This window comes from Burkholderia sp. Bp8963 (genome assembly GCF_003854275.1).
GTDB lineage: Bacteria > Pseudomonadota > Gammaproteobacteria > Burkholderiales > Burkholderiaceae > Burkholderia.
This window is the reverse complement of sequence record NZ_QTQP01000019.1, coordinates 57,801-80,678: the sequence shown is the minus strand read 5'-3', so window position 1 is coordinate 80,678 and position 22,878 is coordinate 57,801. Positions and strand designations below refer to the sequence as shown.

The window sequence follows — 22,878 nt, the reverse complement described above, 5'->3', positions numbered from 1 at the left end:
ACCGGGTTTGTTCTCAGTCGTTGTCATACCGCCTGATGGCGAGTGAGTTTGACTACCGATTGGCCTCGAACGCGAGTTGCGGGCCTACCGTTCTGAAACGGTAGCGCGGCCGGCCGAGCGGCGCTCTAGAGTTTGCGCAGTATGACTGCATTGCGGCGCGGGCCTTTGCGCGTACAGATTTGGCTATAGAGAATCTGCCGGACGCGACCTGCAATTGAAGATCCGACGCCCACTAGTCGAGCCATGACTCGACTAGCAAGCTGTTAAGCAAAGTTGGCGTCTCGTTGTGGGATCCAGATGAGGAAGAAGAGCGCGTAGCATTTCGATATGAAGGCCGGCATTGGCGTTGACGTCGATTTCGGCCTCGTTCACGGTATGGTGGGTGCGGTGGCCAACGTATCTAATGTTTCACACACCCATGCTCTGTTGCGTGCGAATGGGCGGTAATGTTTGGTGGTGCTGGCTACGTTGGCGTGGATACTCGAGTCGAGCGCAAGGGCGATTTGGTGACCTGACGTTTGGCAATCGAGCGTGAAAGATTGAGGCGATGCGAGACGGCTCGCGGAAGTAATCCACGTAGACATAACGCCAAGGAGACGCAGGATCCGGACATCACGCAGCGCGGAATTACAATCTAGGCCTCACTGCACGAGCTGGTGTGCCGATACACACCATCCCTTTTGGTAGATTGCCTGTCACTGTGCTGCGGGCGCCGACTACGGACCCATCGCCTATCTGTGCACCAGGTGCGACGAAGACACCGCTTGCAAGCCACACTTGATTTCCGATTCTTGTTAGATGACCACGAATCGGAAAATCAATGGCCCGATAATCGTGGTCTCCCGCGCATATATACGAATGCTGTGATAGCACCGAGTGCTCGCCAATTTCGATCGGCCCAAGGCTATACAGTGTTACATGGTCACCTATCCATGAAAAATTCCCAATTGAAACTTTCCAAGGATATGTTATATGCGCGGTTGGCCGGACAATGACTCCTTTCCCAACACGCGCTCCAAATAGTCTAAGAAGCATTCGTCGCCATCCGTACAAAATCTGCGGAGACGGGCGAAAGAGAATAGTTTCGACAAGCCACCAGAGTTGAACGAGCCACGCAGGACGTCCACGGAAGCCAATAGGCATGCGAAACCTGGACAAATCTTGATACGAGTACTGTTCGGTATACGGGGGGGAGCGATCCGAGCTACTTTTGTCTTGCCCGACCATTGTGTCGTCGGTAATTTCTGATCCAATAGGCGAGACGGGGCGACTAGACATGTTTAATTACCATTGACAAGTGATGGCTTACAATTGCGTAAATTGGACTTGGGATGTCATCTCAGCACGGTTCGTGTACTCAGTTTTGATAGCACCCAGTAAACTGTAAAGATAGTCGAGAACCGAGTCTTTTACACCGCTAACACAATCGGGCGGCGCTTATTAAGCGAGCCATCCCGCAACGCTTGACAAAGAGGTCGGACAAGAATTTCGGACGCCACTGGTGCTGTTGATTTCGGTATTCATGCCGTCAACGATGGGCTATTTCGGCTGTTTCGATAATATCTGAAGCGACGAGGCATTAATTCTTGAATTGCTTCCCATGGTGTGAATAGCGAAGAGCGGTTGGGAAAGCAGCGCCGAGTCATCGAGCGCGCACATACAAGGTTCGCAGGAAATGGCAATCCGCCTATCCGCATCGAGCGGCGACTCGATGTTCACGCCACGCTGCTCTTGCTGGCATCCGCCGTCGTTAGCTCACACGTTGTTGAGGGCTAGTGTTAGCGTCCCGTAGACTGGCTGACTCAGCGTGGTGATCGTACATAGAAATCATGGAGGTCGAATGGGATTGGCGGAACCCGCCAGTATGTTGGCGGGTTCGCGAGCGAAGCGTTGATTCATTGGCCGCGGCGGTCATCAATGATGGCCGGTGCGTTTGGTCCCTTCGCGAAAATATGAACAGGGCCTACTAACGCTCGGCAGGAAGCTGAGACGACTGCGGCACGAATGCACGGATCCGCCGAACAATCATCGTGTACTCCACGCGCTTTCCGTGTGTCTGGGCACCCATGATGAGATAGAAATGCTGGCGTGAAGCGATCTCGGGAACTTCTGGCGCTCCGGCGCTCATTTCCTTGACCCCATCGACCCACCAAGTCACATGCCTCGCAATCGGATCGTAGCTGACTCCATACGTATGGAATTTTGTTGGATCGACACGGCGACGAGACACGTTGTTGTGGTTCTGGCGCCCGTCATAATTTGGCCATTCACCTTGCCAGTTGTGAACAGTCCCGGTAATGCCGGGACCATTCCCGCCCTCGTGCACATCGAGTTCCATCCAGCGTTCAAATCCGGGCGGATCTCCAGGATAGTGATCGGTTTTTTTTTTGTCATGCTCGATCGGCATAAGCCATAGTGCAGGCCAGTTGTCGCGGTCGTCGCGCGTCATCCTCGCTTCGAACTCCACATAGAATCCGTCCCGCCCAGGAAGGAGAGGAATTCTCCCAAGCGAAAAATCTCTCGCGACGCTCACGAGATCTCCGCCTTGAGTGATCGCAAGCATGCCGTCTTGATCCGAGTAGAGATCCATGGACGGCAAGGTCTTGGCGTACCATTTGCCGTTATAGAATTTGTATCTTCCGTTTCCGTCCGGTGATATATCCTTTGTGGAAACGTTCTCGTCGATTACTAGTTTTGTATATCCCAACTCCATAGCACCAGGCGGTAAATTATTCTGACTTGCTTGGGCGTTCGTGTGCTGGCATAAAATTGTGAAAAATAGAAGCATGACGCTGAATTTTATTCTAAATCGTCTCATATTCGATCTCCGCATTTTTCAACAAAACAATATTGACCGCATCGGACAAAGGGTAGTAGTGGTCGGACAATGATGTTGGGCCTGTTCTTTGCTGGGCTGGCTGACGCATAATTGCATCCGAATTCTATTCGCGCGAGGGGTGCGAAATGCTTGTTTTGAGAAGAAATGGTGGCCGCTTGGCTCTTGTGAATGTACTGCGCCCCCAATCTGAAGGGAAGATACATCTTCCCTTGCTGATCGCTTTCATCGGCGGGTCCTGCTATGGAACGAAGAACTCGATCGCCGAGGCAATGCTGGTTCTGCCTTCGGCGATTCTCGCGGCGCTTGCCGTTTTGTTCACGGTCGTACGGTCCAGCAAGGCTGATACTGCGATGGGCCGCACGGTCATCATTGGTGTTGCGATCGCGTGCTTTGGTCTTGTAGGAGCCCTGTTTCAAAGTGACGCACAGAGTGCGGTGTTCGCGGTCATCTTTTTGGTGACGTGGCTTTCCATCGCTGCGTGTGCCGGAGCGCTTGAAATTGCAGATGTAACGAAGTCCTTCGCCATGTCTGGCGCAATCGTGATGCTCGGTTTCGTAGCCATAGACCACGCGAATATCTCCACATCACTCAGTGTGACCGGTGTTGGGAAAGACATTCTTTCGCGCTATATGGGGCCATTTGGTGCCCACCCGAACCTGATGGGTCATATTGCAGGCTGCTACCTAGTGGCGATGTTTTGGCAGGCGCGCGACGAGCGGTTTGTTGTAAAGATCATTCTCTGGGCTGGCATGGTGGCGAGTGCACTCATTTGCGTCGCCGCCTCGTCTCGAGGGGGGCTGTTCGCCGCGATTGGCGCTTGCGTGCTCGTGTACGCATATGAAAAGTCGAAAACATTGAAGGGAGCCCTTGGCCTCGTCGTTATGGCAACAGCGGCCATCGTTGCGACAATTCTGTTCTACCCGAACGTTCTTGAGCGGATGGATGTTCTGCTAGACCTCTCAAATTCACAGCGCGGTCTTAACAGTGGATTGTCTGGTCGTACACAAATGTGGCAGGTTGTGCTCGACCAGTTTGGAACGGCGAATGAGCCTTTTGTGTGGGGGGCGGGTTTTCGGAGCACTTGGCTTACGAAGCTAACCGACGCAATCGACAACGGATACCTTATGATCGCCGCGGAGATTGGTGTTATTGGTCTGGCTCTCTGGCTGTATCAGGTTTTTCGGTCTCTTCGGGGCGCATACATGGCATCGAGGGCGACGGGTAGCACCGTCAATCTGATGATCCTTTCAATCGTTATATTTTTTCTCGCAGAATCGATTGTTGCACGATATTTTCTTGCGCTCGGAAATGGCGCATCGGTGTTCTTCATGATGCTGATCATCTTGATTCCGAGTGAATTCAAGTTCCGGCACGTAATAAACGTTGCGCATGCGAAGTCGGAGCATCAGGCACCACGATCATCAGCGACGAAGCTGCATGAATTAGATCAGGATAGGTCCCGTTCTACCCGACTCGACGATACGCAGCCTGCGTCACCTTCGCTAGGATGTGAACCGCTTTAGAGAATGATTCAAAAGGAGAGGCTTGGGACTGTTTTCTCCGGACCCAACCTATTCACTCCGACTGCTGTGACGAACGGACATAGGAGGTCGGCACACGGTCATCGACTATGAGCAGTGAGCATCGATCGTCAATAGCAAAGGCGAGAGGCTTCCGGCCTTAGGATAGGGCCGCGCTCGAGGGCCCCTGTTTGCGATCTAAGCTGGATTTCTCTGGAACGCACTGCGTGCCGATACAGGCCGCGGATCCGGAATCAGTTGCCGACGCGCTTGCGCGACCGGCAGCAAACTGATGTCCGGGGTCGATCGCATAGGATCTTGCCGGCGAAACTCCACGCCGTACCGGATAGACAACTCGCGCGTGGTTCTCGATTGTTTTTCCCCTCGGGCAGTTGGGGCGGGCGAAAAAATGTCCCAAACCCACTGAGTGCGTGGCCCGCTGCCGAGACTGCGTCGTCACCAATGCCAACGTTGCACGTTCGCGGCAGGTTCGCGTCGCGTGTCCAAGCGGGTCTATGGCGATCACGCATTGGATCATGAGAATATTATTGGCACCAGCATGCTGCCGAGAACCAGGCTTTGATTGCTGGCGTGACGAGCTTCGCGACAGCGGGATCGGCAAAGTGCGTGGGGTAGTCGAACGCCCTTAGGCGTAGCTGCACAGTTTCGGTTGTCTGCGTGGACAAGAGTCGAAATCCACGAATGATTCCTCGAGTTAGTCGTCGCATCAATTGCTGTCGGATGCCTAACGTTCGGAGGAGTCATTTTTGCCTACGCACTAAGTTTGCTTACCAAGGTGAACGGTAAACGCTGCTTCCAGTATCTGTACCGTGTGCGCCGTTGAATGAGCGGAACTGTGATGCATCGTACAACGCAGACGATGTTGCAGCCGCATTTGCGTCAAATTTCTTGCTGTGTGCTACGCCCCCTCCCTTGATACTCTGACCATTAACGTCGGTTGCACCTGTTGAGGCGCTCGCAGCACGCGTAGCGGATTCAGGTGACAGCAGTCGTTCTTCCGGCGTGCGGCTGTAGCCTTCCGCCTGGTTAGAAGATCGACTATCACCGAGTTCGTCACCGAGATTCGATTCGTATCTCTCGTCATAGTCCTTCGGTGCGCCGAACAACGGAATCATGGATGTCTGGGGAGTTTTTTTGGATTTTTGCGCCCGGTGGTCGCCCGACGCAGCTTGACTATTTGCGCGACCAACGGCGCCGCCTCCCCATTCCGCATCGCTTCGCGTGGCTCCTAATTGCGATGACATCAACGTTGCCGCTGGCGTTGCCAAGTTGCGCCACTGACGACGCGCTTGCTTACCATTTAAGTCGCTCTGCGCGCTGGCTGATGCACTTATGGATATGGATATTGCCAGAACAATTAAAGAAACTAAAGGGCGATTGGCCATTTGTATATTTACTGTAAAATGTCTGCTTTACGATTGAACTTAAAATTCACGTGATTTGTGCAAAACTCAAGGTTAAGTAAGGCGATCGTCAACAATCAACCTGGAATTGGGCCAGGTATAAATGGATCTAAGAGTGGTACCGTAGGGACCTTGTGTTCGTGAGCTATGGCGGCGAGTGGGGCGCGCGAAATTGACGAGATGCAGAAACCGCAACTCACGATAGTCAAGTTGGACGACTTTGTTCAAGTTGATCACTCGCTGGCACCGGTCCTGTGGCTGGCCAATCAAGCGCTTAAACGGTTCAAAAATCCGTACGTCAAAATCATGGCTTTGCCGAACACTCGTGCGCCTAGTGGCTGCTCGATTGCATACCATGATCACATGTCAAGATACGTGGCGCTGACACAGACTACGACAGACGTGATCTTGTGTGGGACAGCCGAACTCACAACAGAACGCATACGAAATCCTTTCGCGCCGGCTCCCGGTCATCATGACGAGGCGCAGTTCAAAAGCCTGCTAGGTATCTGATGGTACGGTGTGCAACGAGCACAGCTTGGCCTCGAATGCTCGTAAAACGGCATCGCGTGAAAGCACAGCTTGAGCGAAATCGCGCCCGGCTTTGCCGAGCCGCGCGCGCTCAGCCGTATTGGCGGCTAGGCGATCGAGGGCTGACGCGAGCGCGCTCGGGTCGCCGGGCGGGATTACGACACCACGTCGCGACACCGCATCGTGCAACTCGGTACCAGGGTTCGCCATCGCGATCACCGGGCGGCCGCTCGCAAACATTCCAGTCAGCTTGGACGGCATCACGAGATCCGCGGCGTCCGCGCGTTGTGGCAGCACGTGAATGTCCGCGAGGTTCAGCAGCTCGTTGAGCTTGTCGACCGGCTGAAGATCGATGAAGCGGCAGTTTCTCATGTCGCAGCAGTACGCGATTAGCTCGTCGCGCGCTGGGCCATTGCCACAGAATACGAAGATCAAATCGCTGCGTGACGCGAGCTGCTTCGCAGCGGCTGCGAGCACTTCGAGGCCCTGCTTCGCGCCCATGTTTCCCGAATAGAGAATCACGGTCGCCTCATTCGGAATGTTCAGGGAGGCGCGCAGGCCGCTGATCCGCGTCAGTGGATAGATCGAATTGGTATCGGCCCAGTTCGAGAAATGGACCACCTTCCGTGGATCGATACCCTTGCGCAGCGCGTGCTCGACCATCTTTGCTGAAATCGTCGAGACAGTATCGAAGCGCTTCAACAGGAAGCGCTCTAACACAAGCGCGGTGCGCTTTAGGAGCGAACCTTTGAGCATGCCGAGGCTGAATGCAGCGTCAACCTCATAGTCCTGAATGTGAATCCATGCGTGAGCGCCGGTCAGTCGCGCGACGAGCCAACCCGCGGGTGCATTCATCAAGCTTGGCGCGACGCAGATTACAACGTTGGGGCGCCAGAACGTGTGGCGCAGCATGACGGGAAAACTCGAGATCGCGAAGCTTGCAAGGTGTGCGATGCGCTTGATACCCTTCGGCCGCTTCGGTACCCATAGCGGTGCGCGCCACATCTCCACGCCGCGCCGACTGTCGGTTGCGTAACGCAGACCTGAGTATCCTTTGGCGATGCGCCACTCCGGGTAGTACGGCGGGGCGCAAACGACGCGTACCGCGTGGCCTTTGGCGACGAGCGATTCCGCCATCTCAGCCGAGTATTTACCAATGCCGGTGAGCTCTGGTGCGTAGTTGATGCCGTAGACTAGGATCTTCATCGGCCCCGGAACGATATTGAAGAAATGATGTACTGCGTAACAAACGCATTGTCGGCAATGCGGGACTCGAAAGACAGACAGAATGTTGGTGCAAGCCGCCAAATCTCGTTTGCGAACTGCGCAATTCGGTCAATTTTTCGATGGCGATTTCGGTGTACATGTCTGCGGAAACAGCAATGTCTGCCGTGTTCAATCGCGATCGCAGCGCGCGGTTGTAACCTTGACCGCTAGATGGGGGAGCGCTCCAGGAGCCCATGTGTCCGATGGCGAGCATCTATCCTATCCGCGCCGTCAGATCTTGCAGATTGGTCTATGGTGCGTGCGACTTGGCCTAGTTCGGTGGACTTGGTAAGATCGGAACCGCGAACGATCAAGGTGGGGCAGGTAGCCATGTCCTTGACGCTGAGTCTAAAGATGGATTCGAGCATGCCGTCCACTTCGTCGGCACTCAATTTGCAATCTGAATACGAGTGGCTTCCTGATGCTCGAGGGCCGGGCCGAGCAGGTCATGAAGGACCCGACCGCCGCCGGGACGCGCGGCATCGTGATCGGCTACCTGTTCAACGAGCTGAAGACCGCGCTTGGCTTCTACTTCGACTTCGGCATGACGAAGGAGGCATCGACGCAGACGCAGGCGATCACTCAGTTCGCGGTTTCACAGGGCAGCGTAACGCCGGACACGACGGCATCGAAACCAGCAAATTGAATGGGGCGACAGCGCCTCGCGAGCTATTGATGTTGGCTCGGCGAGGCGCGATCGACACCCCGATTCCATCATCCAGCCTTTTTGCTGTTGATAGATACTCCGCGGGCGAGAATTGCTCGCAGTGATGTCGTATTTCTTTCGAATAGATAGTAAACGGCGTACGAGTATGCGAAGCAACCTATAGCGATCGCCGCGAGCCGAATAAGGCCTGTCGTTCCAAGCGGAACGCGTTCGCCGAATAAAACAGCAACCAAGAACATTGTGAGTGGAAGATGTGTCAAATAGAGCGTGTACGACATATCAGAAAATCCTGACGCGATTTTCGATATGGTCGGCGAGATAATCTGCGCGCCGCTTGTAGTAATTGCAACCAGGAGGAGGAAAAATCCGGCTGCCGTTATTGCGTGGCCGTATGAGCTGGTTTTCCCGATAACCAGAGAGATAACCAAGGCTGCGGTTGCCACCATGATATATGGTGTGCCGTTCTTGATGGATACGCGCAGGCGTATTTCGTATGCAACAACGCCGAGCAGCCAATATGAGAATCCTTCAAGTAGGCCCGCGAATGCAACCATTGCGACGATCGCAGGAACGATGAGTGCTATCCCCCTTGGCGTCCTCGCCTTCGATGCGGCAACATAGAAAACCGGGAACCACATGTAATACCAAAATTCGTTGGCAAGGCTCCAGAGTGGGCCGTTTGATCCAAATGTGTTGCAGGCGAGCGTTTGCAAAAATGCAGCGTTACAGATAAGCTGATTAAATCCTAGATTTTCGGATATATCCACGCGAGTGACCCAGTTCCCCTCTGTTCCTCTGTAAAATGATCCATTGGCAATAGATATTCCGATGTGATCCCAAAACAGCGTGAGAAGAAGGGCTGGAATCAATACAATCCACAGCCGAGTGAATCGGTCGAGCAAATATTTCTGCCACGACCAAGAATTGCGACGTACGTCTCTAACAACGGATCCTCCGACCAAATACCCAGAAAGCACGAAGAATACGATGACGGCCTGCTTTCCAAATGCGGTCAGCAGATAAAAGGCCTTCGCAGCGAAGCCGCCAGAAACGAAATCGAACATTACGAGGTTTCGCATGTGGCCTATTGCGACCTCGGCGGCGGCCAGTGACCGTATCAAGTCGAGGGTCGCGTTTCGTCGTGTTGTGTTCTCTGTATTCATCTTTTCGCCAGGATTGGTGGCCGGATGCCACCTTAGGATCACTGGCCAGAATACGGAGGGCGGCCGTGTCCACTTGACAAAAGGTTGGCCGAATCCGACGCCGTGCTGATGCCTATCCCCGGATCCAATGCGCCAAGGGAGTCCGGGCGGCTTTCTCATTTCCGGCGCTCGGTCCGCCTCCTCAGCCACTCGACGATCCGCTCGTGCCGCGCGAGCGCGTAGTCGTACCCGTATGAGTTCACGGTCCGGTACAGCGATCCGGGCCGTAGATGTAGTGGACGAAGAACGGCGCCTCCGGGAGATCGCGCAAATCACCGCAGAGAACCCCAAAGCATTCTACGTCGATCTCGGCACGCCGGGTGCAGAGGAAACGCTGTCGACGCGAGTGTTCTTCGATCAACCGGTTCGACCGCTGCCGATGAAGGGCTTCATCAAGCATTACGTGCCGCAAGCCAAGGCAGCGTGACATGGCTGTCACCGCCGCAGAACAGAAGCAGATCCGGGAGGCACTTTGCGCGATTGCAATTCGAGGCGCGCGCTTCCCGCAGGAGCTGGATCAGGTCCGACAGAGCCTGACGACGCAGTTTGAGGCACTGAAAGCGGTTGCAGCGCCGCCAGCAGCAAAAGAGAAGTGACGGCGGGCGCCGCATAGACGCAAGCGGCTCCCGCCGGGTAGTGCGGTCGTTTCATTTTTATCTCCCTGAACATCTGTGACTGCACTGTAGTAGTCCTCATCACGAATAAACACGTTTTTTTGGAGCTATTAGTGAACATCCTAGATGCGGCACATTCGGTTGCGCTCGACTACCAAGGCGGCTGCGAATCGCTCGCGCCGCGCGTTGGGATGTCGGCTCAGGTTCTGCGCAACAAGGTGAACACAAACAATGACACGCACCACCTGACGCTCAAGAACGCCGTCGACATGACGGAAAAGACAAACGATGACCGGATCCTCGAGGCATGGGCGCGCGAGCGCGGCTACGTCCTCGTCAAGATCCCGTCGCCGGAGAACTGCTCGGACGGCGAGATCGTCGAGCTAATGGCCAAAACGTGGGAGACGAACGGCGAGATCGGCAAGGAGATCATCCGCACGTTCGAGGATGGCCGCGTGGAGCCGCATGAGGTGGTGCGCGTGAAGGATCGCACGTGGAAACACTTCCAAGTGCTGCTCGGCCTGGTCGGTCGCATCGAAGGCATGGCGGAGGGGCAGTAAATGGGCGCGATCCTGCAACCTGCAGTGCTGACGATGTCGAGCCGGGAGATTGCGGATCTTGTCGAATCCCGCCATGACAACGTGAAGGTGACGATCGAGCGCCTCGTTGCGCGCGGCGTGATCGAATCTCCTGCATTGCAGGAAATGGCGAGACCGAGGCATACGTCGCATGCCGCAATGTCGCGGCAACGCCGTCCGAGCATTTCGCGCTGTCGCCCGAGGACTACGCGAACGCCAAGGACCGCGGCGAGATCATCGCGCTCGTGCACTCCCATCCGGGCGCGCCGGCGCGGCCGAGTATGGCCGACAAGGCGATGTGCGAGCGCAGCGGAATTCCGGCGTGGGTGATCGTATCGGTCGGCGTGCAGGCAGGCGGCTCGATCGGCGTCGAGGACTGGTGCGAGTTTGCCCCGAGCGGTTACGTCGCACCGTTGATCGGCCGCGAGTTCTCGCATGGTGCGCTCGACTGCTACGCACTCGTTCGGGACTGGTACAAGCTCGAGCGAGGTGCCGAACTGCCCGATTTCGAGCGCGTGGACGGCTGGTGGGAAGACGGCCGGTCGAATCTCTACCTCGAGAAATTCGGGAAGGCCGGCTTTGTCGACGTCGGGCAAGACGCGACGCTTGAAGTTGGTGATGTGCCGCTGATGGAAATCCGGAGCAAGAACGGCGTGCCGAATCATGCCGGCATCTATCTGGGTGACGGGATGATGCTGCATCACATGTACGGGCGCCTGTCCGGCCGCGTGGTGTGGGGCGGAATGTGGGCGCACTGCCTGCGCACGGTGCTGAGATATGCAGGAGATGGGCCATGTCTGAAAAGCTGAGAACCATTCGCCTTTATGGCGTGCTGGGCGCGAAGTTCGGGCGCGTCCATCGCCTCGCCGTGAGGTCGACTGCCGAGGCAGTGCGCGCGCTCTGCGTCGTCGTGCCAGGCTTCGAGAAGTTCATGATGAACGCCAAGGACAACGGCCTGACGTTCGCGGTTTTCAACGGTCGGCGCAACCAGAGCATCGACGAAATTCACCGTCCGGCCGGCGACGACGACATCCGGATCGCGCCGATCATTTCCGGCGCAAAGGGCGGCTTCTTCGAGTTCATCCTTGGCGCCGCACTGATCGCGGCATCGTTCATTCCCGGCCTGAATGCTGCATTGTGGTTGGGGGCATCTGCGGCTTTCTTCGGCCTCGGCGCGTCGATGGCGCTCGGCGGCATCATGCAGATGCTGACGGGACCAATCCCGACTTGTCGACGTGGACAGCGAAGCTCGAGATTCGAGCGGATTACGGATCGCCAACTCCGCTCATCTCGATCAGCAATGGGAACGGCATCACGCTCGGCGCGAATGGCGGTGGCGCGGCGACTATTTTCGCCGCGCTTTCGAATGCTCTCAGCGTCGATTACACGCAAGTCAAATATGTAGTCGAGGGGCAGCGCGCCCTGAGGCTGGGTGCGTGGGATCTGTTTCTCAAGTCGCCAGACGGGCGCCGCGTTCGGCCATTTGCCGGGGATGCCTATCTCGCCCCGAGCGCAACGAAGGGGATCTGATTCATGGGCAGCATAAGCGTAACGGTTGGCACCAAAACTCAGATTTTCAACCTCGGGACTTCCGATGCAACCGCGGCTGCGTTGCTGGCTGCGGCGTCCGGTGCGTCGCAAGATGCGGCGAGCGCGGAACAGGCCGCATCACAGGCAGCCGCAAGCCAAACTGCTGCGGCCGAAAGCTCGTCAACGGCCACGTCAGCGGCTGAGACCGCATCGACGAAGGCAGATGCAGCGTCGGCCAGCGCTGCGAGCGCAGCGTCAAGCGCGGCGGCTGCGAATCTCTTCACGGCGGGCGTCACCGACCTCGGGTTGATCACCGACGCCCCGCTGCAAACCTTCGATATGGGAGCGATCGTATGACCGCCAGCAACGTACTGAAGATTCGCCATGGAACTGCTGCGCAGCATGCCACGTTCACCGGTTCGGATGACGGCGTCGAACAACACATATACGGCACATGGCAATTCGAACGCGGTGTCTATCAACGGCTCGACCGTGCCGGCCGCATCAGGCGCGACATGGGTCACCAATGCGCAAGCATTCCAGTCTGGCTTAGAGGCTGGCAGCGTTCAGGGTACGAAGGGCTCGTATTTCCGTCACGTAGCCTGATCTGGTTCGCTTCATGAAAGCCGCCTATGAGCGGCTTTTTCATTTCCAGGGAGATTTGATGCAAGACCATGAAAAAACGATTCTGGAGCTGATCATCATGGGCGCACTCATCGGCATCGCCAAACTACTCGTCAGCAGCGAGCAACTCACGTTTCGCGTGATCGTCGGCCGCGCGCTGATGGGTTCTGCTACCTCGATGGTGGCAGGCATCGCGCTGCTGCAGATCCCGAATCTCGATCCGCTCGCGCTGCTCGGCATTGGCAGCGCGCTCGGCATCGTCGGGTCGCAGTACATCGAAATCCTGCTTCGCCGGAAGGCGAAGGCAGTCATCGGGAGGGAATGACATGAGCAGCTTCGACGATGCATTCGACGCCCTGATCGGAAACGAGGGCGGCTACTCGAACAACCCGCGCGACCCGGGCGGCGAGACGATGTGGGGCGTCACGGCGCGCGTCGCGCGGGCGGCCGGCTACACCGGCGCGATGCGCGGCCTGCCGCGTGACACGGCCAAGCAGATCGCGAAAAAGCTGTACTGGGATCCGCTACACCTCGACGAGTTCGACCCGCGCGTGGCCTTCCAAGTGTTCGACGCGAATTACAACGGCGGCCATCCGGTGATCTGGATGCAGGGCGCGGCCGGTGTGCGCGTCGATGGCGTGCTCGGGCCCGCGACGATCGCCGCGGTGAAGGCGGTCGACCCGCTGCGCTTCATGATGCGCTGGAACGCGCTGCGCCTGACCTATTTCACCTCTCTGGCGACGTGGGTGACGTTCGGCAAAGGCTGGGCGCGCAGGATCGCCGCAAATCTCACGACAGGAGCCGCATGATGCCCTTGATCCCTATCGCGATGGCGCTCGCTCAGTTCGCGCCGATGATTGCCGGCTGGCTCGGCGGCTCGAAAGCCGAAGACGTGGCGACGAAGGTCGTCGGCGTTGCGCAGGCTGTTACCGGGCAGTCGGCCCCGGATGCCGCACTTGCCGCGCTGCAGGCCGATCCGAATCTCGCTCTGCAGTTCCAGAAAGCCGTACTCGAGCAGCAGGCGCAGCTCGCGCAGATCAGCGCGCAGACGCAGCAGGCGCAGCTCACCTACGAGAAGGACATCTACACCGCTGAGGCGGCCGACCGCGACGGTGCACGCCGGCTCGCCGCGCAGCAGCCGAAAGACTGGGTGCGTCCGACCGTCACCGTCGTGCTGCTCATCGGCTGCCTGGCTGTCGTGTTCCCGACGCGAATTAAAGGCGCGAGACAGGATAAAAATTAAGGAATAGCTGACTCTGCAGCGGAAAGCCCCTCGTCCTGTCACTTGCAACGGCTAGCGCAGGCAACTTGAGTAGACACTGCGCAGTTTATCGACGTATTGATTCCAATTGTGAGTATGGGTGGCGGCGAGAGTCGCCTGACGCGAAAATTCATTGATTTTATCTGGATCGCTAACCATCTCGTTTATCGCATCGGCCAGTTGGGTTGCGGAGCCGGCGTGGATAATCTTGCCACTTCTGTCATGATCGATAATTTCCGCAGCACCGGATTCTCGAGTGGCGACAATGGGTAGTCCAGTAGCTAAGGCTTCGCATAACACTACCGCCAAGCCTTCCTCTAGGGAGGGCAGGACGAAAAGATCGGCCGCGTTATAGTATTCGTTTAGTAGGGCGTTGTCGACGCGTGGAATATGCGTGAAGAGATGTCGATAGGGAGTCAATAAAGATTCGATCCGTGGCTCGATTTGGCCGATTAGCGTGACATGTAAGCGCTTGTCGTTAAGTTGCTTGACTGCTTCGAGTAGGTAGAGTTGGCCTTTTCGAATGCTTACTTGTCCAACGCAAATTATGTTGAAGCGATCTTTTGATTTTTTGTCCTTCTCTAATGGTTTAAATCTTTTCACGTTGGCGGCGTAGGGGATCACCTTGATTATGTCTGGAGAGATGCCGTGCTGTATAAACGATTCTCGTACGATCGCGGACGGCGCGAGTACGTAGTCGTACATTTTTAGTTCCTCAATCAATCTTCGTTGTTGGCGATTGATTCTTGCTTCTTTCTCGAGTCCTCGTTTATTCTCTTCGTCGGTTAGGATATTGTCTCGATAGATTGGGTGCGTGTTGACAACCTCACCGATTACAGTCGAACCCTCTCGCTTCGCGGTTTCGACGATTTGTCGTGATGTGCCATGTGCCATCACGTGCAACAATGGTGTCGGTCGCCAGTTCAATCGAACCCCGAGTTGCCAAAGATCATGATATGTCGGATAGAGCAGGTCGCTAAAATGGCCCTTGAGGAGTTTTGCATGCGCTCGCACAGCATATTCTTTCGCCCAAATATTGACGGCGCGGCCACGCACTAACGAGAATGCAGTATTGCGTATTTTGTGAGAGTAGTAAAACGTGTCAAGGATTCCAAGTTCGTCAAGCCGTTCAACGTAGTTGTGAAAGTGAAATCGGCCACATGCTGCTACGCTAACCTTCATGGCTTGGTGCTCCACAAGAATTTATTAATATTTCAGGATGTCAGGCTGTGAAATTCAAAATTTGGTGTGTGAATTTTATTTGACTTGCTGAGATTTTTGAGAATTTGATGGAATTATCGTAAAATAATAATCGTGTGTCAGTGGTTCGAGCATTGTCAATATGCCCGATTCGCCTTGATTGACCGCAGGCGCGTCCGATGCCGTGGACGCTTTCGTGCTCGTTAGATTCACAAAAATCGGTTGCAGACAATCGGCGAATACATCTCGATAGCTTCCTGAATCGGCGTGTGGTGTCCGTAAGCGATACCGGACACCACCAGCACGGAGCCGGCCGCAAACGGGCGCAGCCATGGCGGCAGAATCGGCGCGTCCTTCCACCGCTTCAGCAACAGCACGGTCACGGCCACGCCGAGCATCCAGCCCGCAATCACTTCGGACACCGTATGTGCTTCATTGCACAAGCGCGCGACGCCGATCGTTGCCGCGAGCGCGAGCCCCGGCAGCAACGCGGGGCCGGTGCGAACGTTCCACCCGTCATGCAGCATCAGCAGGCACGCCATCGGCCAGACGGTGGCGGCAAGCATCGTGTGACCGCTGATCACGCGGAAGTTGATCGACCGAATCTCCAGCCCGCAGCCGGCATAGAGAATCTTCGTCAGTCCGACGATCAGCATGCCTGCGGCAAGCAGCATGAGCCACGACAGTGCGATTCGCCAGCCGTACAGCGAGCGCGTGAGCCACACGAAACAGACGGCGGCGAGCGGCAGCGTCAGCGCCGCGTCACCGAGGTTGCCGATGGCGAGCCACATCCCGGATCCCCGCTGGTCGAAACGGTCGTGTCAAATGCGCGGCGCGCAAAATGCGGCAACGCGCCGCGCTTCGTGCAGGGGCGGGATGCATGCTCGTCGTCAGGCGACGAGCAGGTCCGACATGCGCGTGAGCAGATACTGCTCGAAGTCCGCCGCGACTTCCGGATGCCGCAGCGCGAACTCGACCGTCGCCTTCAGGTACCCGAGCTTGCTGCCGCAGTCGTATCGCGTGCCGTCGTAGCGGTACGCGAGCACCTGTTCGTCGGAGAGCAGCGACTGGATCGCGTCGGTCAGCTGCAATTCACCACCGGCGCCAGGCTTCAGCCCGCGCAGATGCTCGAAGATCTTCGGTTTCAGCACGTAACGGCCGACCACGCCGAAATTCGACGGCGCCTTCGCCGGCTCGGGCTTCTCGACGATCCCGGACAGCTTGAAGAGGTTGTCCTCCCAGCGCTTGCCGTCGATCACGCCATACGATTTCGAATCTTCCGGCGCGATTTCCTCGACGCCGATCACCGACGCGTGGTAGTGGTTGAATACGTTGATCATCTGGCGCAGCACCGGCGTCGGACCGTCGAGCAGGTCGTCGGCGAGGATCACCGCGAACGGGTGGTCGCCCACCAGTTTCTCGGCGCACATCACCGCATGACCGAGCCCCAGCGCTTCGGCCTGGCGCACGTAGAAGCAATCGACGTGGCTCGGCTTGATGCTGCGCACGAGCGACAGCAGTTTCTCCTTGCCGCGTGCCTCGAGCTCCGCCTCGATCTCGTACGACTTGTCGAAGTGATCCTCGATCGCGCGCTTGCTGCGGCCCGTCACGAAGATCATCTCGGTGATGCCCGCTTCGATCGCTTCCTCAACCGCATACTGGATCAACGGCTTGTCCACGACGGGCAGCATCTCCTTCGGGCTTGCCTTGGTGGCCGGCAGGAAGCGGGTGCCGAGGCCGGCGACCGGAAATACAGCTTTCGTCACTTTCAACATAGTGGTGGGTTCCATCTGTTCGAAATGAAAGGCTGACAACGTCGATATCCGGCGCGGCTGTCCGTGTGCGCCGAATCGTTCGGCGCGGCACGAGAGCAGTCGCACAGTCGGCCCGACTGCAATTCGGGAAATCCTAGGGGCGTTCGAAAACAGGGCAGCGACTGAATCTAGTGCAAATCCGCCAGTCGGTTCGTATCCGCGCCGGTCGAGCGGCATGCGTGGCGCGTAACGTCGGGTCATCGGAATGGATAGACGGAACGGGGGTTGAAACGTTTGCGGGCCAGCCCGATCACGCGTGTCGCGGATGCAGCGCGAAGTGGCGTGAAGTGGCGAATATCGTCTAGATTTTGTCGGCGAGCGCGCATTCGTATGACGTACAGTTTAATAATGAAAAGCCGACTGCGAATTCCGGACACGCGGCGGATACGCGCCCGCGTGCGTGATGGGCCGAACACAACCGCTGTCCGATCAGGAACGATCATGGCCGAACAGGACGATATATTCGACGCGATTGAATCATTCAATCTGTCGTACCTCGGGCTCGTGCAGCAGATGCTGCGTATCGATCGCGAGGAGGCCATCCGTCAGTTGGGCATCTCTGACAAGACCGCATCGTGGATTGCCGCACTGACGCTGGCCCAGATCGAAGAACTGGCCAGCAGCAGAGAGGTGGTATGCGAATTGCGTGCCGAGGCCGTTCCCGGGCGCGCCTGAATCCGCTACGGCCTACTACAGCGACTGCCGGCTGAAGTAGGTTTCAGCCTGCATTGCCAGGCATCATGTAGCATTTACTTATATAGGACTGCGATGTAGCCGCGCCGGCCGGAAGTGGCGTACGGTGTGCGCGATACGTCGTTCGGTATGCCGGCTTGTCAAAAAAGAAAGCCCGGCACACCTTCGTGCCGGGCCAAGAGCCGCCGTATCGGGGTGCCCCCGGATCTGGGATAGTTCCTGAGGCATGGCGGTGTCGAGTGGATTCTATGGCACACCGAACTGCGGCTGCCGCCAAACACCTGTACGAAACTGCCAATGCGATGAGAATGCAACGCGCGTCGCCGGAAATTCGCTACAACCGGATCGGGATGCAAGCCCGGATGCACGTTTGTCAGACAAAAACAACAATATAGATATTATTTCTTAATTGAAATGGAATTGAAAAATAACGGTAGGATAGTGTTCATGTGGAAACATAATTAGAGCGAGCCGAGACCATGAACATAGCCGATCTGCAACAGCGTCCTATCCGGGAAGGAACGTGGCTCCCGTGCACCAATCCGCCTGCGGAACCGATGTGGTGTGAAGGCCGATGGCCCGGTAACCCATGCTGGTTCCCGGTCTACTGGGACGGCACCAAGTGGCAAAGCAAGGTATTTGGGGCTGACGGCGATTTTTGGCGGGAACGTCTCGCGTCTGCCGCATAGAACGGTGCACTGATGCTCGCGATCGCCTTCGCAATCAGCCAGATTGCGATAGGCGAATTTCTCCCGTCGCGCTTGATCAATGACAACTGTTTGACTCACGTCAAACAGTTTGGCGTTTTTCGACTAGATATCGGGTGACATTCGGAAATTCCGATTCGATAAGATTCGGGAAAACGCTAACAGTGCCTCGCCCGCCGCAGCGCAATGCGGTCCACTCCGATCATCGTCAGCTTGATTGTCTTACCGTGTCGTTCGGCGCTCAACGGGAGAGTACGCCTGCCATGCAAGGTATTTTGGAGCATCTTCTCGAGCATCGAGTGTCGCCGCAATGGCGTGGATTCCTGGAAGCACTGGCAACCGAATTTGCCGATCAGCTCGATCACGACGAGTTGCGACAGTTGATGGCGCGCGTCGGTGCGCGGTTCGCGGCAGCGCGTCCGCTGCCGCACTGCGAATCGACGAACGATCTCGCGAGTGCATTGAATGCGCAGTGGCGCGAAGCGCAATGGGGTTACGTCGAGCTTGTCGACGAGCACGATTTCCTGCGGATCACGCACTACGCGGCGCCGCTGCGTGCGTTTGGCGATGGTGCGCTGGAGTGGTCCCCTGCGTTCCTGCAAGGGGCTTACCAGGCCTGGTTCGATACGTTGGGCGCGGCCGGCCTGCGTGTGGCCCAGGAGGCTTCTCCCGAAAACGATTCCAGGATCGAGCTGCGTATTGAACGTCAAACGGCAGCACGTCAGACGGTACGTGAGAGGGCACACGGGAACGCACGTGCGAAGGACTGAGCGCGTTTGATTGGCGGAAGTTCGCCCCATAACTAAAAGGCACGCTATGTCGACCTCACGGGATATCGAATCGCTGTTCAGGCGTTTTGGCGGTGACGCGGAACATTATCAGGAAATCCGCGCCGAGGCGGAGGCCGAACGGGCACGTGCGCGCTGGCCGTTGCTCGGCCTCGTCGATCCGGGCGAGAGCGCGCGTGACGAGCAACCGGGTTACGCAGCGCCGGGCGAGGGTCCGGGCCTGCGCAATGCCATCATGGCGACCGTGCGCGTGACGGACCCGTCAGCTGAACGCGATCGCGACGCTGCCGTGTCCGAGGCGACCTTTCCGAGGCAGTCGAGGTATCGGCTGCTCACGGTCGAAGACGACCGGTTGCGCGACAGCGCCGAAGCGCCCCAGCGTGCGCCCGCCCGGCCGACTCAATCCGAACAGATGCCTGCCGACACCGGGGCGCAAGTCGCGGCTTCCAGTGCCGATGCGTCGGGTGAACCCTTCGGGTTACTGAAAAAGATGTTCAGTCAACCGGCGGCGGAAGCGGCGCGTGCGCCCGACTCGTCGGTGCCGCTCGACCGGCTGTTCGATCGGCTGCGTGGCGATGCAGCGAGCAGCGGCTCGACGAACGCAACCTCGTGGTTTTCGGCGCGGGCAGGCCGTTCATGAAGGTCGTCACGATCGTTTCCGCAAAGGGCGGTGTCGGCAAGACCATGCTGGCTGCAAACCTCGCCTCGGTGATTGCCGCGGCGGGACGGCGGCGTGTCGCCGTTGTGGACCTCGATCCGCAGAACGGGCTGCGGCTGCATTTCGGCGTGCCGCTCGAGGCGAGCGACGGGCTTGCGTGCGCCGCGCTCAACGAGCAGCGCTGGCCGGCCACGATCGTCGACGGGATCACCGTGCTGCCGTTCGGCGTGGTGAGCGAAGCGGACCAGCGCCGCTTCGAGCGCCTGCTCGACTGGAACCCGTCGTGGTTCACGCAGGGGCTCGCGGCGCTCGGGCTCGATGACGACGCCATCGTGATCGTCGACACGCCGCCCGGCACTTCGGTCTACATGCGCGCCGCGCTGACGGCCGCGCATTTCGCGGTGATGGTCGTGCTTGCCGATGCGGCTTCGTATGCGGCGATTCCGCAGATGCGCCGGATGATCGACGAGTATGCGACGCAACGTTCGGATTTCGACGGCGAGGGCTACGTGATCAATCAGGTCGATCAGTCGCGCGATCTGGGCCGGGACGTGCTGCGCGTGCTGCGCGATCGCCTCGGTGCGGAGCGCTTCGGCGGGGTGATCCACGCAGACGAAGGGGTGGCCGAATCGCTCGCGCACCAGACTACCGTGAATCGCTACGATTCACGCTCGCAGGCCGCTGCCGACCTGAATGCGTGCGGGGCGTGGCTTGCTCGCGCGATCGGCGCGCCCGGCACGATGCGGAGCGTTGCATGACGGCGCGGGCGGATGCCATGCGACCGTCACGCGTCGACCGGTTCATCGACTCGCACCTGCGGCAGGGCCTGCCGGTTGCGCTGCTGCTTACGCCGTTCGCGCTCGTGTCGCTGTTCTTCGTCTGCACGGTGCCGCTCGACAATGTCCAGCAACTCGTGTTCGCGGCCTGCTGCTTCGCGTTCGCGCTGATGATCCGGCGCTTCGAAGGACACTACGCAACCCTCGTGATGATCGTGCTGTCGATTGCGGCGTCCGGGCGCTACATCTACTGGCGCCTGACCGAGACGATCGTGTGGTCGCATCCGCTCGATGCGGCGTGGGGTGCGCTGCTCGTGCTGGCCGAGGTGTATTCGGCGCTGGTGCTGGTGCTCGGCTATTTCCAGACCGCGTGGCCGCTCGGGCGCAAGCCGCTGCCGATGCCCGTGTCGCGTGCGGACTGGCCGACCGTCGACGTGTTCATCCCGACCTACAACGAGCCGCTGTCGGTGGTAAAGCCGACCATCTATGCGGCGCTCGCGCTCGACTATCCGGCCGACAAGCTGTCGATCCACGTGCTCGACGACGGACGTCGCCCTGAATTCGAGGCGTTCTGCGAATCGGTGGGCGTGCACTGGACGACTCGCACGCACAATCACCATGCGAAAGCCGGCAATATCAACGCGGCGCTGAAGCTCACCGACGGCGAATACTTCGCGATCTTCGATTGCGACCATATTCCGACGCGCTCGTTCCTGCAGATCGGCCTCGGCTGGTTTCTTCGCGATCCGAAGCTGTCGATGCTGCAGACGCCGCACCATTTCTTCTCGCCGGACCCGTTCGAGCGCAACCTCGGCACGTTCCGGAAGGTGCCGAACGAGGGCGAGCTGTTCTACGGGCTGGTCCAGGACGGCAACGATCTGTGGAATGCGACGTTCTTCTGCGGCTCATGCGCGCTGCTGCGGCGCTCGATGGTCGAGGAGATCGGCGGGATCGCGGTCGAGACGGTGACGGAAGACGCGCATACCGCGCTCAAGCTGCATCGTCGCGGCTATACGACGGCCTATCTGGCGATTCCGCAGGCGGCCGGGCTCGCCACCGAGAACCTGACGGGACACATCGGCCAGCGGATCCGCTGGGCGCGCGGGATGACGCAGATCTTCCGGATCGACAATCCGCTGTTCGGCCGCGGCCTGAGCGTCGGCCAGCGGCTGTGCTACCTGAACGCGATGATGCATTTCTTCTACGGCATCCCGCGGCTCGTGTTCCTGACGGCACCGCTGTCGTTCCTGTTCTTCGGCGCACACGTGATCCAGGCGTCCGCGATGTCGATCGCGCTGTTCGCGCTGCCGCACGTGCTGCACGCGAACGTCACGAACTCGAGGATGCAGAGCCGGTTCAGGCATTCGTTCTGGGCGGAGGTCTACGAGTCGGTGCTCGCGTCGTACATCATGCTGCCGACGCTGCTCGCGCTGATCAATCCGAAGCTCGGCAAGTTCAACGTCACGGCAAAGGGCGGGCGAATCGACGAGGGCTATTTCGACTGGGCCATCTCGAAGCCCTACCTGATCCTGCTGGTCCTGAACGTGATCGGGCTCGCGGCGGGCATCGCGCACATCGGGTTCAGCTGGCATGTGCGCAGCGTGGTGCAGACGACCGCGTTCAACCTCGCGTGGACGTGCTACAACGTGCTGATTCTCGGCGTCGCCGTGTCGGCGGCGAACGAGCGCCGGCAGGTGCGCGTCGCGCATCGCGTCGCGATGACGATTCCGGTGATGCTTCGTTTCGCGAACGGCCGCACGCTGTCATGCGAAACGCGCGACTACTCGGAAGGCGGCATCGGCGTGGCCGTGCCCGCCGACATCGACGTGCCGGTTGGCGCCCAGGTGACCGTGTCGCTGTTCCGCGGCGTCGACGAATACGCGTTTCCGGGAACGATCGAGTACGCAGCGCCGGGGCACGTCGGCATGCGGTTCGCGAACCTGTCGCAGCGGCAGGAGTTCGACCTCATCAGTTCCACCTTCGCGCGCGCGGACGCCTGGACCGACTGGGCGGCCGGGCGTCGCCCCGATTCGCCGACGCGCGCGTTCCTGCATGTGCTGCAGGTCGGCGTGCAAGGCTTCGTGGGACTCGTCTCGCGCCTGTGGGCCGATCTGCGCACACGGGGCAAGCGGCGCACGAGCCGCGGCAATGGCGATACAGCCGGCGTAACGACAGAAAAATAAGTG

General features: G+C 58.3%; 24 protein-coding genes and 1 pseudogene. 16 read left to right on the top strand and 9 right to left on the bottom strand.

Annotated features, from left to right (window positions below; genetic code table 11):
• Positions 1-318: 318 nt before the first annotated feature.
• Positions 319-438: pseudogene (locus DID96_RS39560) on the top strand (IS5/IS1182 family transposase); the annotation flags it as partial.
• A 189-nt stretch (positions 439-627) separates the two neighbouring features.
• On the opposite strand, the gene DID96_RS17955 reads toward DID96_RS39560, so the two are convergent.
• Together DID96_RS17955 and DID96_RS17950 are read right to left on the bottom strand one after the other, a co-directional pair.
• Positions 628-1,227, bottom strand: a complete 600-nt coding sequence (locus tag DID96_RS17955) for a putative colanic acid biosynthesis acetyltransferase (protein ID WP_124600673.1) — start codon at positions 1,225-1,227, stop codon at positions 628-630.
• 739 nt (positions 1,228-1,966) lie between these two features.
• The gene (locus tag DID96_RS17950) at positions 1,967-2,818 is read right to left on the bottom strand and encodes a hypothetical protein (protein ID WP_124600621.1); all 852 of its coding nucleotides are present in this window, start codon (positions 2,816-2,818) and stop codon (positions 1,967-1,969) included.
• 230 nt (positions 2,819-3,048) lie between these two features.
• Between DID96_RS17950 and DID96_RS17945 the strand changes: the two genes are divergently transcribed.
• Entirely contained in the window at positions 3,049-4,362 is a 1,314-nt protein-coding gene (locus DID96_RS17945) for an O-antigen ligase (protein ID WP_185732289.1), read from the top strand.
• Between the two features lie 785 nt (positions 4,363-5,147).
• Here the strand turns inward: DID96_RS17945 and DID96_RS17940 are convergent.
• A complete protein-coding gene (locus tag DID96_RS17940) occupies positions 5,148-5,765 on the bottom strand; it encodes a hypothetical protein (RefSeq protein ID WP_124600619.1) in 618 nt (205 codons plus the stop codon).
• A 519-nt stretch (positions 5,766-6,284) separates the two neighbouring features.
• Positions 6,285-7,520, bottom strand: a complete 1,236-nt coding sequence (locus tag DID96_RS17935) for a glycosyltransferase WbuB (RefSeq protein WP_124600618.1) — start codon at positions 7,518-7,520, stop codon at positions 6,285-6,287.
• Between the two features lie 508 nt (positions 7,521-8,028).
• On the opposite strand from DID96_RS17935, the gene DID96_RS17930 reads away from it, so the two are divergent.
• Positions 8,029-8,226 (top strand): hypothetical protein, encoded by a 198-nt coding sequence (locus DID96_RS17930; RefSeq protein WP_124600617.1) that lies wholly within the window; start codon positions 8,029-8,031, stop codon positions 8,224-8,226.
• Positions 8,227-8,294: 68 nt separating this feature from the next.
• On the opposite strand, the gene DID96_RS17925 is transcribed toward DID96_RS17930, so the two are convergent.
• Positions 8,295-9,410, bottom strand: a complete 1,116-nt coding sequence (locus DID96_RS17925; protein ID WP_185732288.1) for an acyltransferase — start codon at positions 9,408-9,410, stop codon at positions 8,295-8,297.
• 274 nt (positions 9,411-9,684) lie between these two features.
• Here DID96_RS17925 and DID96_RS17920 point away from each other — a divergent pair, with 274 nt between their 5' ends.
• From DID96_RS17920 to DID96_RS17900, 5 genes are all read left to right on the top strand, one after another.
• Positions 9,685-9,876, top strand: a complete 192-nt coding sequence (locus DID96_RS17920) for a hypothetical protein (protein ID WP_260463929.1) — start codon at positions 9,685-9,687, stop codon at positions 9,874-9,876.
• Position 9,877: 1 nt separating this feature from the next.
• The gene (locus DID96_RS38330) at positions 9,878-10,045 is read left to right on the top strand and encodes a hypothetical protein (protein WP_185732287.1); all 168 of its coding nucleotides are present in this window, start codon (positions 9,878-9,880) and stop codon (positions 10,043-10,045) included.
• A 131-nt stretch (positions 10,046-10,176) separates the two neighbouring features.
• Positions 10,177-10,623: a phage regulatory CII family protein gene (locus DID96_RS17915; protein WP_124600672.1), complete on the top strand. Its 447-nt coding sequence runs from the start codon at positions 10,177-10,179 to the stop codon at positions 10,621-10,623.
• A 125-nt stretch (positions 10,624-10,748) separates the two neighbouring features.
• On the top strand, positions 10,749-11,450 hold the full coding sequence (locus DID96_RS17905) for a C40 family peptidase (RefSeq protein ID WP_124600614.1): 702 nt from the start codon (positions 10,749-10,751) through the stop codon (positions 11,448-11,450).
• Complete coding sequence (locus DID96_RS17900; protein WP_124600613.1) at positions 11,435-12,046, top strand: tail assembly protein; 612 nt, start codon at positions 11,435-11,437, stop codon at positions 12,044-12,046. Before DID96_RS17905 ends, DID96_RS17900 begins: the two co-directional genes overlap by 16 nt.
• 163 nt (positions 12,047-12,209) lie before the next feature.
• Here the strand turns inward: DID96_RS17900 and DID96_RS17895 are convergent, their stop codons facing one another.
• Positions 12,210-12,698: a hypothetical protein gene (locus DID96_RS17895; protein WP_124600612.1), complete on the bottom strand. Its 489-nt coding sequence runs from the start codon at positions 12,696-12,698 to the stop codon at positions 12,210-12,212.
• Positions 12,699-12,835: 137 nt separating this feature from the next.
• Here DID96_RS17895 and DID96_RS17890 point away from each other — a divergent pair, with 137 nt between their 5' ends.
• Genes DID96_RS17890 through DID96_RS17880 form a run of 3 tightly spaced genes read left to right on the top strand, consistent with a single transcriptional unit; the run spans position 12,836 to position 14,038 of the window.
• Positions 12,836-13,120 carry a phage holin family protein gene (locus DID96_RS17890; RefSeq protein WP_124600671.1) on the top strand — a complete coding sequence of 95 codons (285 nt, stop codon included), beginning with the start codon at positions 12,836-12,838 and terminating at the stop codon, positions 13,118-13,120.
• Position 13,121: 1 nt separating this feature from the next.
• Complete coding sequence (locus DID96_RS17885) at positions 13,122-13,604, top strand: glycoside hydrolase family 108 protein (protein ID WP_124600611.1); 483 nt, start codon at positions 13,122-13,124, stop codon at positions 13,602-13,604.
• On the top strand, positions 13,604-14,038 hold the full coding sequence (locus DID96_RS17880) for a hypothetical protein (protein ID WP_185732286.1): 435 nt from the start codon (positions 13,604-13,606) through the stop codon (positions 14,036-14,038). The genes DID96_RS17885 and DID96_RS17880 overlap by 1 nt, the downstream gene beginning before the upstream one ends.
• Positions 14,039-14,089: 51 nt before the next feature.
• Here DID96_RS17880 and DID96_RS17875 read toward each other — a convergent pair whose 3' ends face one another.
• The 3 genes from DID96_RS17875 to galU form a co-directional block, all read right to left on the bottom strand.
• Positions 14,090-15,238, bottom strand: a complete 1,149-nt coding sequence (locus tag DID96_RS17875) for a glycosyltransferase family 4 protein (RefSeq protein ID WP_124600610.1) — start codon at positions 15,236-15,238, stop codon at positions 14,090-14,092.
• A 227-nt stretch (positions 15,239-15,465) separates the two neighbouring features.
• Positions 15,466-16,047 carry a phosphatase PAP2 family protein gene (locus tag DID96_RS17870; RefSeq protein WP_124600609.1) on the bottom strand — a complete coding sequence of 194 codons (582 nt, stop codon included), beginning with the start codon at positions 16,045-16,047 and terminating at the stop codon, positions 15,466-15,468.
• Positions 16,048-16,146: 99 nt separating this feature from the next.
• On the bottom strand, positions 16,147-17,031 hold the full coding sequence (gene galU, locus DID96_RS17865; protein ID WP_124600670.1) for a UTP--glucose-1-phosphate uridylyltransferase GalU: 885 nt from the start codon (positions 17,029-17,031) through the stop codon (positions 16,147-16,149).
• A 480-nt stretch (positions 17,032-17,511) separates the two neighbouring features.
• Between galU and DID96_RS17860 the strand changes: the two genes are divergently transcribed.
• The 5 genes from DID96_RS17860 (at position 17,512) to bcsA (ending at position 22,875) form a co-directional block, all read left to right on the top strand.
• The gene (locus DID96_RS17860) at positions 17,512-17,745 is read left to right on the top strand and encodes a flagellar transcriptional regulator FlhD (protein WP_124600608.1); all 234 of its coding nucleotides are present in this window, start codon (positions 17,512-17,514) and stop codon (positions 17,743-17,745) included.
• Between the two features lie 988 nt (positions 17,746-18,733).
• Complete coding sequence (bcsD, locus tag DID96_RS17855) at positions 18,734-19,240, top strand: cellulose biosynthesis protein BcsD (RefSeq protein WP_124600669.1); 507 nt, start codon at positions 18,734-18,736, stop codon at positions 19,238-19,240.
• 46 nt (positions 19,241-19,286) lie between these two features.
• On the top strand, positions 19,287-19,898 hold the full coding sequence (bcsP, locus tag DID96_RS17850) for a cellulose biosynthesis protein BcsP (protein ID WP_124600607.1): 612 nt from the start codon (positions 19,287-19,289) through the stop codon (positions 19,896-19,898).
• Positions 19,895-20,674 carry a cellulose biosynthesis protein BcsQ gene (bcsQ, locus tag DID96_RS17845; protein WP_124600606.1) on the top strand — a complete coding sequence of 260 codons (780 nt, stop codon included), beginning with the start codon at positions 19,895-19,897 and terminating at the stop codon, positions 20,672-20,674. The genes bcsP and bcsQ overlap by 4 nt, the downstream gene beginning before the upstream one ends.
• Before the next feature lie 17 nt (positions 20,675-20,691).
• Positions 20,692-22,875 carry a UDP-forming cellulose synthase catalytic subunit gene (gene bcsA / locus DID96_RS17840; RefSeq protein ID WP_409333785.1) on the top strand — a complete coding sequence of 728 codons (2,184 nt, stop codon included), beginning with the start codon at positions 20,692-20,694 and terminating at the stop codon, positions 22,873-22,875.
• The last annotated feature ends 3 nt before the right edge of the window (positions 22,876-22,878 follow it).